The 12,507-nt window shown below is 55.7% G+C and carries 12 protein-coding genes; 6 read left to right on the forward strand and 6 right to left on the reverse strand.

The annotated features are described in order from the left end of the window. Positions 1–181: 181 nt before the first annotated feature. The 4 genes from JK231_RS04095 to JK231_RS04110 all read left to right on the forward strand — a co-directional run bounded on the left by JK231_RS04095 (position 182) and on the right by JK231_RS04110 (position 4,244). Positions 182–1,012: a DUF6024 family protein gene (locus tag JK231_RS04095; protein WP_211728051.1), complete on the forward strand. Its 831-nt coding sequence runs from the start codon at positions 182–184 to the stop codon at positions 1,010–1,012. A gap of 151 nt (positions 1,013–1,163) precedes the next feature. Further along, positions 1,164–1,808, forward strand: a complete 645-nt coding sequence (gene adk / locus JK231_RS04100) for an adenylate kinase (RefSeq protein WP_211728052.1) — start codon at positions 1,164–1,166, stop codon at positions 1,806–1,808. 117 nt (positions 1,809–1,925) lie between these two features. Further along, the gene (gene hemH / locus JK231_RS04105; RefSeq protein WP_211728053.1) at positions 1,926–2,885 is read left to right on the forward strand and encodes a ferrochelatase; all 960 of its coding nucleotides are present in this window, start codon (positions 1,926–1,928) and stop codon (positions 2,883–2,885) included. 57 nt (positions 2,886–2,942) lie between these two features. After that, positions 2,943–4,244 (forward strand): inosine/guanosine kinase, encoded by a 1,302-nt coding sequence (locus JK231_RS04110; protein ID WP_211728054.1) that lies wholly within the window; start codon positions 2,943–2,945, stop codon positions 4,242–4,244. A 140-nt stretch (positions 4,245–4,384) separates the two neighbouring features. On the opposite strand, the gene ybaL is transcribed toward JK231_RS04110, so the two are convergent. Together ybaL and JK231_RS04120 are read right to left on the reverse strand one after the other, a co-directional pair. Next, complete coding sequence (gene ybaL / locus JK231_RS04115; RefSeq protein ID WP_034828192.1) at positions 4,385–6,073, reverse strand: YbaL family putative K(+) efflux transporter; 1,689 nt, start codon at positions 6,071–6,073, stop codon at positions 4,385–4,387. 220 nt (positions 6,074–6,293) lie between these two features. After that, a complete protein-coding gene (locus tag JK231_RS04120) occupies positions 6,294–7,490 on the reverse strand; it encodes an MFS transporter (protein ID WP_211728055.1) in 1,197 nt (398 codons plus the stop codon). 162 nt (positions 7,491–7,652) lie between these two features. Here JK231_RS04120 and ushA point away from each other — a divergent pair, with 162 nt between their 5' ends. Then, positions 7,653–9,404 carry a bifunctional UDP-sugar hydrolase/5'-nucleotidase UshA gene (ushA, locus tag JK231_RS04125; protein ID WP_211728056.1) on the forward strand — a complete coding sequence of 584 codons (1,752 nt, stop codon included), beginning with the start codon at positions 7,653–7,655 and terminating at the stop codon, positions 9,402–9,404. Between the two features lie 28 nt (positions 9,405–9,432). On the opposite strand, the gene JK231_RS04130 is transcribed toward ushA, so the two are convergent. Then, a complete protein-coding gene (locus JK231_RS04130) occupies positions 9,433–9,864 on the reverse strand; it encodes a multidrug/biocide efflux PACE transporter (protein WP_034828198.1) in 432 nt (143 codons plus the stop codon). 90 nt (positions 9,865–9,954) lie between these two features. Between JK231_RS04130 and JK231_RS04135 the strand changes: the two genes are divergently transcribed. Next, positions 9,955–10,824 carry a LysR family transcriptional regulator gene (locus tag JK231_RS04135; protein WP_034828200.1) on the forward strand — a complete coding sequence of 290 codons (870 nt, stop codon included), beginning with the start codon at positions 9,955–9,957 and terminating at the stop codon, positions 10,822–10,824. Here JK231_RS04135 and ybaK read toward each other — a convergent pair. The 3 genes from ybaK to JK231_RS04150 all read right to left on the reverse strand — a co-directional run bounded on the left by ybaK (position 10,821) and on the right by JK231_RS04150 (position 12,503). Beyond that, positions 10,821–11,300: a Cys-tRNA(Pro)/Cys-tRNA(Cys) deacylase YbaK gene (ybaK, locus tag JK231_RS04140; protein ID WP_045816347.1), complete on the reverse strand. Its 480-nt coding sequence runs from the start codon at positions 11,298–11,300 to the stop codon at positions 10,821–10,823. The genes JK231_RS04135 and ybaK overlap by 4 nt on opposite strands. Before the next feature lie 24 nt (positions 11,301–11,324). Beyond that, complete coding sequence (locus tag JK231_RS04145; RefSeq protein WP_211728057.1) at positions 11,325–11,501, reverse strand: hypothetical protein; 177 nt, start codon at positions 11,499–11,501, stop codon at positions 11,325–11,327. A 201-nt stretch (positions 11,502–11,702) separates the two neighbouring features. Further along, complete coding sequence (locus JK231_RS04150; protein ID WP_166933757.1) at positions 11,703–12,503, reverse strand: TraB/GumN family protein; 801 nt, start codon at positions 12,501–12,503, stop codon at positions 11,703–11,705. Positions 12,504–12,507 lie beyond the last annotated feature (4 nt).

The following is a 12,507-nucleotide window of genomic DNA, read 5'->3' on the forward strand; positions in this document are numbered from 1 at the left end:
TGTGTAAAAACCTAACAGGGATTGTCAGTTTATATCATTTTAATGTCCAGCCGCATTGGCCTAACCTTTCCCCCAGATTATGGCGGGTTGACGGATGGCGTTGTCTGTGTTTAACGCGGCTAATGTTCCCCCTCAATCTGCGACACACACAGCATCTTTATAATTAGAGAAATCTCACGCGATGGATCACCAACATGCTTCTGCCAGGGCGGCGGCAGCGCGCGATCGACTTCGCGGCTTGCTTTCACGTCACTATCGGCTGGAAAATTACGACCTCTTCTTTGCACCTTCTTTGCATATTTCGCGGGTGCTGCTCTCACAACTGTTTTTACGTCAGGAACAGGCGCGCAATCAAACGCGTTACGCTTCGCAATATCCGGTCAGTGAACTGAGTGTGTTACCCGCAGTGCCGATGATGGCTGGTAACATTGCGCTGGTGGAGCATGTCGACATGCTGCAGGGTCGGGTGCGTCCGCTGGCGGAGTGTCAAAGTCAGGGCGTGACCGACGCCTCGGAATCCTTTGCCACCTTGTTGCATAAACGATTAATCAGTGATGCGCGATTGTTTGTGGCGCGGCTCGATCGTCATGCGGCGTTAAGCAGTGACCTGGTGTTAATTGCATTGAAAACCTGCGATTTCAGCACGCTGGTGCGCAGCGAATTGCGGTTATTTGAGCAGGGACTGGCCTTTGGCTCGTCACTGGATCAAACCCTTGAAATGATGGAAAACAGCGACTGGCGGCCGTTTAATATCGCTAGCGTGGATAATATTACGCTTGAGGCCCCGGTTCAGCTGCAATCGATTCAGCAGCACGGCTTACCGTTCGCCCTGTTCCCCATGCCGGTCAGTCTTACCTTGCCCGACTTACCGCAGGATATGCATCTGCTTCCCGCCCCTCACCTATTGCGCCTGCATGCCAACGTGCGCGGCGGTGTGAACAAAAATCAAAACGTCACGCCGATCCTGAAGAGACGTCTGAAAGACGTGTTAAGCGTTAGCCTTGATTCTTAAAAACGGGCACTCTGCTGGTGTTTTGCGCTAAAGCAAGTCAAAGTAAAGCTTTCACCGGAAGCGCGCCCGTTTCCTTGTGGTGCGCGGGTCATAATGGTATGTTCTTGGCCTTCTCAGATTGATCAATGCGATTCGCAAGGGGAATTACGCAATGCGTATTATTCTGCTCGGGGCACCGGGCGCAGGTAAAGGCACTCAGGCTCAATTCATCATGGAGAAATACGGTATTCCGCAAATCTCCACCGGTGACATGTTGCGTGCGGCAGTTAAAGCAGGCACCGAACTGGGCCAACAGGCGAAAGCCATCATGGATGCCGGTAAACTGGTGACAGACGAGCTGGTGATTGCGCTGGTTAAAGAGCGTATCGCGCAGGAAGACTGCAAAAACGGTTTCCTGCTCGATGGCTTCCCACGCACTATCCCACAAGCTGATGCCATGAAAGACGCGGGCATCAATGTGGACTTCGTGCTGGAGTTTGCCGTACCGGACGAACTGATTGTGGATCGTATTGTTGGTCGTCGCGTGCATGCGCCGTCTGGCCGCGTGTATCACGTCACCTATAATCCTCCAAAAGTGGAAGGCAAAGATGACGTGACCGGCGAAGAGCTGACCACGCGTAAAGACGACCAGGAAGAAACCGTGCGTAAGCGTCTGGTGGAATACCATCAGCTGACAGCACCGCTGATTGCTTACTACAGCAAAGAAGCGGAAACCGGCAACACTCAGTATCACAAGATCGACGGCACCCGTAAGGTGGCTGAAGTGAGCACGCAGCTGGCCGGTATTCTCGGTTAATGCGGATCAGGGGCCGGTTGTCCGGCCCTTTTGCAGCAATTGCTTTCCCCTCCCACGATTTCCGCTACAATTTCCCCCTGATTTTGATCCATTCGTTTTGACATCAAGGAAATACCAATGAGGCAAGAAAAGCCTGGGGTTTTGCTGGTCAATTTAGGCACACCTGATGCGCCTACAACACCTGCCGTTAAGCGCTATCTAAAACAGTTCCTTGGCGACCCGCGCGTGGTGGATACACCGCGTCGGTTGTGGTGGCCGATTCTCAATTTCGCCATTTTGCCGTTCCGTTCGCCGCGCGTGTCGAAACTGTACGCCTCGGTGTGGATGAAAGAAGGCTCTCCGCTGATGGTGTTCAGCAAGCAGCAGCGCGATGCGCTGGCGCAGCGCGTGGATATGCCGGTTGAGCTGGGCATGAGCTACGGCCAGCCAAGCCTCGACGGGGCGGTACAGCGTTTGCTGGACCAGGGTGTCACCAAACTGATTGTGTTGCCGCTCTATCCGCAATTCTCGTGCTCGACGGTGGCTGCCGTTTGGGACGGATTATCCGCCAGCTTTAAACCGCTGCGCTCCCTGCCTGAAGTGGCTTTCATTCGCGATTATGCCGAGCATCCTGCCTATATCGCAGCACTGAAGGCTTCGGTTGAGCGTTCGTTTGCGCAGCATGGCGAACCGGACCTGCTGGTGCTGTCGTATCACGGCATCCCACAGCGCTTTGCCGACGAAGGTGATGATTATCCGCAGCGCTGCAAAGACACCACCGAGGCGCTGGCTGCCGCGTTGGGCATCGCGCCGCACAAAATCATGATGACCTTCCAGTCACGCTTTGGTCGCGAGCCATGGTTGACACCGTACACCGACGAAACCATGCAAGGTTTACCGGCCAAGGGCATCAAACATGTGCAGGTGATGAGTCCCGGCTTCTCCGCAGACTGCCTGGAAACCCTGGAAGAGATCAGCGAGCAGAACTGTGAGTTCTTCCTGCACGCCGGTGGCGAGAAGTTCGAATACATTCCCGCGCTCAACGCCGATGACGAGCACATCGAGATGATGGTTCAGCTGGTCAACGCACGCCGATAAAGTGCTGGCAGAGAGTGTGATATCATTCTCTGTCAGATTTCCCTTACGGCAGCCACGATGAAATTTCCCGGCAAACGCAAATCCAAACACTATTTCCCCGTTAACGCGCGCGATCCGCTGCTGCAAGCCACACCTCAAGAGCAGGAAGAGGGCAGTTGGGTGGTGGGTATCGACCAGACGCTGGTGGATATTGAGGCCAAAGTTGATGATGACTTTCTGCAACGCTACGGGCTGAGCGCCGGCAACTCGCTGGTGATCGACGATGCTACCGCAGAAGCTTTGTATGACGAGCTAATGCGCGATGCGCTGATCAGCCATCAATTTGCCGGCGGCACCATCGGTAATACGCTGCACAACTATTCCGTGCTGGCCGATGACCGTTCCGTATTGCTCGGCGTGATGTGCAACAACATCCAGATTGGCGGCTACGCTTATCGCTATCTGTGCAACACCTCCAGCCGTATGGATCTCAACTTCCTGCAGGGCGTGGATGGCGCGATTGGCCGCTGCTTCACTCTGATTGGTGAGCAGGGCGAACGCACCTTTGCCATCAGCCCGGGTTTAATGAACCAACTGCAGGCGGACAGCATTCCGGAAGAGGTGATTGCCGGGGCGTCGGCGCTGGTGCTGACTTCCTATCTGGTGCGCTGCCAGCCGGGTGAACCGATGCCAGCGGCCACGCTGCGTGCCATCGACTACGCGAAAAAACATAACGTGCCGGTGGTGCTGACGCTGGGAACCAAATACGTGATTCAGGACGATCCGCAGTTCTGGCGCGATTTCCTGCGTGATCATGTGTCGATCGTGGCGATGAACGAAGAAGAGGCGCTGGCGCTGACGGGTGAGCAGGATCCGCTGCTGGCGTCGAATATTGCGCTGGACTGGGTGGATCTGGTGCTGTGCACTGCTGGCCCTACCGGTTTGTATATGGCTGGCTTCACCGAAGATGAATTCAAGCGCAAAACCAATCATCCGCTGCTGCCGGGCGCAATTGCCGAGTTCAACCAATATGAGTTCAGCCGCGCTATGCGTCATCAGGATTGCCAGCAGCCGCTGCGCATCTTCTCGCACATCGCGCCTTATATGGGCGGCCCTGAGAAGATCATGAACACCAACGGCGCGGGCGATGGTGCTCTGGCCGCGCTGCTGCACGACATCACTGCCAATAATTTCCACCGCCAGAAAGTGCCGAACTCCAGTAAACACGCACGCGGTTATCTCACCTATTCGTCGCTGGCGCAGGTGTGTAAGTATGCCAACCGGGTGAGTTATCAGGTGCTGAATCAGCATTCACCGCGTCTGATGCGCGGGCTGCCTGAGCGGGAAGACAGTTTAGAAGAGTCGTACTGGGACAGGTAACAGTGAACCCGTAACGGCGCGATTTATCGCGCGTTTGTTGGCAGCGGTGCTGCTTGAATTGCGCGATTAATCCCGCCGCTACGGTGTCTGTTGAATAGCGGCGCTACGGTATCAGTTGAATTATGGCGCTACGGTGTCTGTTATATCGGGCACTCCCGCACAATCGGGTTCTGCGCAATCTCTTCCTGCAGCACGTTCAACATGCTGTTGGCGATCTCACGCTCGCCCATCACCACGCGATTGGCACCGCGTTCCATGATGTAATTCACTTCATCGTCGTAATGCGCGCGGGCAATAATTTCGATATCCGGACGCTTCTCACGCGCGGCGGTGACAATTTCCCCGGCTTCGTAACCGTTTGGAATGGTCAGCAGCAGCCAGCGTGCACAGTCGAGTCGGGCTAACTCCATGGTATCGACGCGAGCCGCATTGCCCAGCACCGCCTTGATCCCTTGCTCACGCAGCGCTTCAACGCGCGGACGGGAATTTTCCACCACTACCAGCGGCACATCGGCTTCCATCAGCTGCTGGCCCAGCAAGCTGCCAACGCGGCCATAACCCACAATGACCGCGTGATTACAGATATCCAGCGGAATCTGCTTCTCTTCTTCAATCGCCTCTTCCAGCGTCTGTTCTTCGATGGTTTCAGTCTTATCGAGGTAGCGCTCCAGAAGGGTAAACAGAATCGGGTTGAGCATAATCGAGAGGATCGCAGCCGCCAGCACCAGATTGCGTCCTTCATCACTCAACATGCCGAGTGAAATACCTAATCCGGCAAGGATAAAAGCAAATTCCCCAATCTGCGCCAGACTCACTGAAATGGTCATGGCGGTGCGGCGCGAGTGGCCGAGCAGCGTCACCAGCAGCCAGGCGGCGATGGATTTCCCGAGCACGATGATCGCCAGCGCGCCCAGCACCGCCAGCGGCTGCTCGATCAAAATCATCGGGTCAAACAACATACCGACCGAGACAAAGAACAGCACCGCAAACGCATCGCGCAGTGGCAGGGTATCGTGCGCGGCACGGTGGCTGAGTTCGGATTCGTTAAGCACCATACCGGCAAAGAAGGCGCCGAGGGCGAAGGAGACATCGAAGAATTCAACCGCACCGAAAGCGATACCCAGCGCCAGGGCCAGTACGGATAAGGTAAAGAGTTCACGCGATCCAGTGGCGGCACTTTTCGCCAGGATCCACGGCACCACGCGACGACCGACCACCATCATCAGCACCATAAAGGCGACGACTTTGCCGATGGTCAGCATCAGGTCCCAGAACAGCAGAGAGGGGCTGGCATTGCCTTCTTCCAGCATTCCGGCAATGGCGGGCAGCAGCACCAGCGTCAGGACCATCACCAAATCTTCAACAATCAGCCAGCCAATGGCGATCTGCCCCCGCTGGCTATCAATCAGTTGACGCTCTTCCAGCGCGCGCAGTAACACCACGGTACTGGCGGTGGAAAGACAGAGGCCAAACACCAGACCGGTCATCCACGACCAGCCCATCGCCCACGACAGGCCCATTCCCAGCAGCGTGGCCACCGCGATTTGCGCGATGGCGCCGGGAATGGCGATCGACTTTACCGACATCAAATCCTTCAGCGAGAAGTGCAAACCCACGCCAAACATTAGCAGGATAACGCCGAGTTCGGCGAGCTCAGGCGCGAGGTTAGTATCGGCGACGAAGCCCGGGGTAAAGGGACCGGCGAGCACGCCAGCCAGCAGATAACCGACCAGCGGGGAGATTCGCAGACGGTTGGCAATCATTCCAAGGATAAAGGCGAGGACCAGGCCCCCGACAATGGTGGTGATCAACGGTGTGGTGTGATGCATGCCTGTCTCCTTGTGTGCAAATGTATCCGCTTGTAACAACCTAGTGTAATGCACAATCGCTAACCACGTTTAAACATTTGAGCGGTGAAAAGCGATTAAATTGAAAAATTAAGAAGAAAACGCAGCTTAAGCAGCATTTTCCTCAGTTATCTCATACTATCGGCAGGTTTTACGCAGAATGGAGGGGGGCGAGGAAAAAGCGTTGCCCCCCAAAAGTGGCTTACGCGTGGCGGTTATCAGGTAAGAAAGCGGTTAAAAGGCCGATTAAAGGCAGCCAGGCACAGATTTGATATACCCATTCGATGCTGGTGTGGTCTGCCACTACGCCCAACACGGCGGCACCGAGCCCACCCATACCAAAGGCAAAACCGAAAAACAGCCCGGAAACCATACCAATACGCCCTGGCATCAGCTCCTGCGCATACACCAAAATGGCAGAAAACGCCGAGGCGAGAATCAACCCGATGATCACGCTCAACACGCTGGTCCACATTAAGTTGGCGTGGGGCAACAACAAAGTGAAGGGCGCAACGCCAAGAATCGATACCCAAATCACGTATTTACGGCCGATTTTATCGCCAATCGGCCCGCCAATAATGGTGCCCGCAGCCACCGCGCCGAGGAAGGCAAACAGATGGAATTGCGAGGCCTGAACAGAAAGTCCGAACTTCTGGATTAAATAGAAGGTGTAGTAGCTGCTCAGGCTGGTGAGATAGAAGTATTTAGAGAAGATCAACAGCAGCAAAATGCTGATCGCCAACGCCACTTTCTTACGCGGCAGCGGGTTAACCGGCGCAACCGTTGCCTTTGCCTTACTGGCGCGCTGCTGGTGGCTATACCAGCGGCTGACCTGCAGCAGCACGATAATGCCGAGCAGTGCCGCCAGCACGAACCAGGCAAGATGCCCTTTGCCGTAAGGGGCAACAATCATCGCTGCCAACAGCGGGCCTAACGCGCTACCAAAGTTGCCGCCCACCTGGAACAGGGATTGAGCCAGGCCATGACGTCCACCGGAGGCCATACGCGCCACGCGCGAAGATTCCGGATGAAACACCGAGGAACCACTGCCCACCAGCGCGGCAGCGAGCAGCACCTGCGGATAGGTGCTGGAGAACGTCAGCAGCACCAGACCACACAGCGTAAAGCCCATCCCCACCGGCAAAGACCAGGGTTTTGGGTATTTGTCGGTGTAATGACCGATGATCGGCTGTAGCAGCGAAGCGGTGACCTGAAAGGTTAGCGTTATCAGACCTATCTGGACGAAGTTAAGGCTAAAATCTTTTTGCAGTATCGGGTAGATCGCCAGCAGCAGCGATTGCAGCATATCGTTGAGCAGATGCGCGAGGCTGATGGCACCTAAAATGCCAAAAGCGGTCCGTCCCGGTGCGCGTGCCGGGGTTGCGATGTCACTTGCCATAAAAATCCTGAAGAGTGCGGTTATCGTTATCAGTTTGTTACTACCGCATGACTCTATAAGCCTTTAGTCTTGAGTTAAAGTGCCATCTGTGCGACACAGAAGGGTGATAAAGCACATTAAGTCCACGGCAAAGTGGAAAGACGCAGAATAAGGAGATCGGCTTTGTTGTTATTCCCGCGGAGAGGGCGCTGGCTGGCGCTGATCATGCTGTTGCTGCCGATGCTGGCGCAGGCATGGCAGACGGATCGCAGTTATCGATTCAGTATTCTGCACACCAATGATCATCACGGTCGCTACTGGACCAATGCGCAGGGCGAATACGGTCTGGCGGCGCAGAAAACGCTGATGGATAAACAGCGTTATGATGTGCAGGCCAAAGGCGGTGGTGCCTTGATCCTTTCCGCCGGAGACGTGAATACAGGCGTGCCGGAATCGGATCTGCTCAATGCCGAACCCGATATTCGTGGCATGAACCTCATCGGCTACGATGCCATGGCGCTCGGCAATCACGAATTTGATAAGCCGCTCAGCGTGCTACAACAGCAACAGAAGTGGGCCAAATTTCCCTTCCTCTCTGCCAATATCTATCAAAAGGGCAGCGACCAGCGTCTGTTCAAGCCGTGGGCGATCTTTAATCGCATGGGGCTGAAGATCGCGGTGATTGGCCTGACCACCACCGATACGCTGAAAATTTCCAATCCGGAAAATATTGCCAATATCGACATCCGCGATCCGGTGAAAGAGACGGAAAAAGCGGTGGCGGAACTGCGTGCCAGTGAAAAACCCGATGTGATTGTGGCGCTGACGCACATGGGCCATTACGACGATGGACAGCACGGTAGCAACGCGCCGGGTGATGTGGAACTGGCGCGCAGCCTGCCGCCGGGCACTATCAATGTGATTATCGGCGGCCACTCGCAGGATGCGGTGTGCATGGAAAAAGATAACGTCAGCGTGAAAGATTATCAGCCCGGCCAGCCTTGTCAGCCCGATCGCCAAAATGGCGTGTGGATCATGCAGGCAAAAGAGTGGGGCAAATACGTCGGGCGCGGCGATTTCACCTTCCGCAACGGCGAATTGACGCTGGACAGCTATCAGCTGATCCCGGTGAATCTCAAGCACGAAGTGAAGAATCTGGATGGCAGCGTTTCCTGGCTTACCTGGCAGGAAGAGATCCCACCCAACAGCGCAATGATGAAATTGTTGACGCCGTATCAACTGCGCGCGGCAAAGAAACTCGACGTCACGGTTGGCAGCAGTGATGGCGTGTTCGTGGGCGAACGCGACAAAGTGCGCTTTGAACAAACCAACCTAGGGCAGCTGATTCTGCGCGCGCAGATGGCAGCGACCCAAGCGGATTTCGCGGTGATCAGTGGCGGTGGCATTCGCACTTCACTGGCCGCAGGCAAACTGAGCTGGCGCGATCTGTTGCAGGTGCAGCCGTTTGGTAATCAGGTAGTGTCAGTCACGCTGAGCGGGGACGAGTTGCTGAAGTATCTTGCCACGGTTGCCAATATCAAGACCAACTCCGGTGGTTTCGCGCAATTCAGCAATATCAGTCTGGTGGCGGATGGCAAAGCGGTGAGTGAGGTGAAGATCAATGGCGAGCCGCTGCAAAAAGACAAAACCTATCGCATGGCCACCAACAGCTTTAATGCCAGCGGCGGTGATGGTTATCCCAACATCGAAGCGCATGCGGGCTTCAGCAATACCGGACTGCGCGATGCAGATGTGCTGCGCGATTTTGTCACGGCGCACTCACCGCTGAAAATCGCCGACTATGCGCCAACCGGCATCGTGCATTTAACGGAGCAGCAGGTACAGGAGCGCGATAAAGCGCAGGAAAAACCCAGGAAGCGCAGCTACCCGCAAGCCATTTTGGCGTGGATCTGGCCGCGTGCGCTGCACAATTAAAAACGGCGCCCGATTGGGCGCCGTTGTTTTATGCCTGACAGGATTTCTGCGTCAGCCAGCGCTGGCGCAATTTATCCCACATCCAGTTATAAGCCATGGTATAGGGCAGGAAGAACAGGAAGAACGCCACTTCCAGCATGAAGGCTTCCAGCAGCGTGATCTTCAGCATCCAGGCGGCAATCGGCAAACCGATAACGATAAAGCCCCCTTCAAAGCCCAGCGCGTGGATGGCGCGCAGGCCGAGGCCGCGTTTTCTCTGCGGCGGCCAGATGCGATCAAAACCGGTGTTATAGATCATGTTCCACAGCATGGCGACCGTTGACAACATAATCGCCAGCGCGCCCATCTGAAACAGCGGCTTTTCCATAATCCAGGCGGCCAGCGGAGCCACAGTGAGAATCGCCAGCACTTCAAATCCTGCAGCATGATAAAAACGTTCTTTCAGCGAACGGGTACGCATATAAACCTCCTTTTAGGTAACGCGACACATTTTCTCACCGCAAAATGCTAAGATAAAATGATCACCTATCGATAAAAGCGATGGTTCACCATGAAATACTCCCCGGAATCCCTTGAGGCTTTTGTCCAGACCGTCGCCAGCGGCTCGTTTTCTGCGGCGGCGCGTGCGCTGGCCAAAAGCCAGTCCACCATCAGCAGCGCCGTGGCGAATCTGGAAGACGATCTCGGTTTCACCCTGTTCGATCGCAGCGGTCGCCAGCCGGTACTAACCGAGCAAGGACAGCGCGCACTGGCGCAGGTACAGCAGATTCTGGCGGCCAGCCAGCGGTTGGATGAGCTGGCGGTGCGGCTGTCACAGGGCGTGGAACCGCGACTCAGTCTGGCGATTTCTGATTTCTGGCAGGCCGATCATCATGAAAATCTGCTCAACCGCTTTGAAGCGCGTTATCCGGATATTGAATTTGAATGCATGATTGCTGAGGACGCGGACGCGCTGGACCTGCTGCAGGCCGGTCGCGTGCATCTCGGCGTGGTGCGTGCGCAGCCGCAACTGCCGCCTGATTTAGCGGTGGCGCGTTTACAGGTGGGGGCGGAAATGGCGATCTATCTGCATCAGGAGCATGTGCTGGCGCAGTCAAAACAGGTGAGTGAAGCTCAACTCGGTGAATTGCGTCATTTACGGCTTAATACCTGGGTGCAAAACCGTGAACCCTTGCCTGCTGGCCGAGTGTGGTCGGCGCCTTCTTATTTATTGCTACTGGAAATGGCGGAGCAGGGCTTTGGCTGGAGCGTATTACCGCGCTGGCTGGTGGAGCAGTTTGGTCATCAGGTGTTGAAAGAGTTGCCGGTGCCAGGCTGGCCACAGCGCATCGCGGTGGATGTAATCTGGTCGCGACGCAATCCGCCAGGTCCTGCCGGGCGCTGGATGATTGATCAACTCTGCGCCCAGCAGCCGGATTAATCGCGGCGCGCCACGTCGGCCAGTGTGGCATCCAGCAGTCGTGCCAGGTCCTGCGCCGCCAGTTCTATATCCAGCCCGCGCTTACCGCCGGAGACAAAGATGGTGGCAAATTCTGCAGCCTGCTGATCGATCACCGTTGGCAGACGTTTTTTCTGCCCCAGCGGGCTGATGCCACCCACCAGATAGCCGGTGACGCGCTGTGCCAGTTGCGGGTCGGCCATATCCGCTTTTTTGGCGCCCAGCGCCTTTGCCACTTTTTTCAAATCGAGCTGCGAGGAAACTGGCGTCACGGCTACCGCCAGCGCTTTGGCATCGCCGTTAAGCGCCACGAGCAGGGTTTTGAACACCTGGCGTGCATCGAGATTGAGTTTACGCACCGCCTCATCACCAAAATTTGTTTCGTGGCTGTCATGCTCATAAGGATGAAGGGTAAAGGCGACCTTTTGTTTTTCCAGCAGTTTTACGGCGGGTGTCATGTTCTGTCCTTGCTACGAAAATTCTTATTTCAGTTTTGGTGAATAATACTGGCGAAATTCTGAACTTTGCGCGAAAATTGGCCCGCGCCAGCAATGCTGGTGATAACCAAAATCATAAACAAATTCCTCTTTGACGGGCCGATAGCGATATTGGCCTTCTTTTTTGCCTGCAATTCGCCGCGCATCCGCTTTGTTTGCCATCTGCTGCTCAACGGCTCAACGGCTCAACGGCTCAACGGCTCAACGGCTCAACGGCTCAACGGCTCACTGCTCATCCGCTGTGCCAACCCTCCGCCGCGCATCCGGCAAAGCACATTTCCGTACAATCAGAGAGACGCACGTCATCGATCTGATCGCTTTCAGGACATGAGGATGCATAAGGTCTTGCGGTGACGGCATTTGTTACGATTTCAACAATCCTGGCAGGTTATCCTCGCCATATAGATGGAGTGCACCGACAGCCACCACATAGCGGCCTTTCGGCAGCGCCTGCAATAACTCGCGCCAGTGCTGATTACGATTGCGCATCAGCGTGTCATTGAGATCGCTGCTAAAGGTGGTCGGCAGGGCCACCGGTTGCTGCGTGGGCGGTGCATCCAGCCACCAGCTGATCATGGTTTGCAGCAGGCGGGCGTTGGTGTGCCAATGCTCCAGCGTGTCCAGTAACAGCGATAAACCCTCTTGCGGTAGCGACTTCAGCAGTGCGATCTGGGTCTCCGGGCCTTCAAGTTCAATAATGCGCTTATTAGCCGATTTCGCCGCCATCAGCAGTTGGTAATCAATGCCATATTGCGGCCGTAACCCCAGACGCTGCGCCTGTTGTGCCTGCAGCATCAAGGCGATTTGCCAGAACGGCAGCGTGTCGAACACTGCCATGGAAAGCGAAAGCTCATCGCACAGCACATCCAGTCGCTGCAACACCTCGGCATCCAGACGCATTGCCAGCGGTGCACAGGCATCATCATTGCTGAAGGGCGATGCACCCTGGGTAATATCCGCTTCGACAATCAGTGCGTCGGCCTTGCTCAGCTGACGCAACAGACCGGCGGGCAAAGGCTGCATATCGCGCGTGCCCATATGAATACTGCCCGCCAGATGCAGGCGTCGATCGCCCAATTTGATATCCATTGCCGGCCAGGTATAGCGTGCCGGGAAGAGGCTGGCGGCCATCTGCTGGAAGCTGTGCCACAGACTGCGTCTCATGCCC

This window comes from Pantoea sp. JGM49 (genome assembly GCF_018257655.1).
GTDB classification, from domain to species: domain Bacteria; phylum Pseudomonadota; class Gammaproteobacteria; order Enterobacterales; family Enterobacteriaceae; genus Pantoea; species Pantoea communis.

Coding starts and splice junctions, on each gene's coding strand:
- hemH (WP_211728053.1), top strand. CDS start 1,926: ATGAGGCAAGAAAAGCCTGGGGTTTTGCTGGTCAATTTAGGCACACCT.
- JK231_RS04095 (WP_211728051.1), top strand. CDS start 182: ATGGATCACCAACATGCTTCTGCCAGGGCGGCGGCAGCGCGCGATCGA.
- adk (WP_211728052.1), top strand. CDS start 1,164: ATGCGTATTATTCTGCTCGGGGCACCGGGCGCAGGTAAAGGCACTCAG.
- JK231_RS04110 (WP_211728054.1), top strand. CDS start 2,943: ATGAAATTTCCCGGCAAACGCAAATCCAAACACTATTTCCCCGTTAAC.
- JK231_RS04120 (WP_211728055.1), bottom strand. CDS start 7,490: ATGGCAAGTGACATCGCAACCCCGGCACGCGCACCGGGACGGACCGCT.
- JK231_RS04150 (WP_166933757.1), bottom strand. CDS start 12,503: ATGAGACGCAGTCTGTGGCACAGCTTCCAGCAGATGGCCGCCAGCCTC.
- JK231_RS04145 (WP_211728057.1), bottom strand. CDS start 11,501: ATGGCAAACAAAGCGGATGCGCGGCGAATTGCAGGCAAAAAAGAAGGC.
- ybaL (WP_034828192.1), bottom strand. CDS start 6,073: ATGCATCACACCACACCGTTGATCACCACCATTGTCGGGGGCCTGGTC.
- ybaK (WP_045816347.1), bottom strand. CDS start 11,300: ATGACACCCGCCGTAAAACTGCTGGAAAAACAAAAGGTCGCCTTTACC.
- JK231_RS04130 (WP_034828198.1), bottom strand. CDS start 9,864: ATGCGTACCCGTTCGCTGAAAGAACGTTTTTATCATGCTGCAGGATTT.
- JK231_RS04135 (WP_034828200.1), top strand. CDS start 9,955: ATGAAATACTCCCCGGAATCCCTTGAGGCTTTTGTCCAGACCGTCGCC.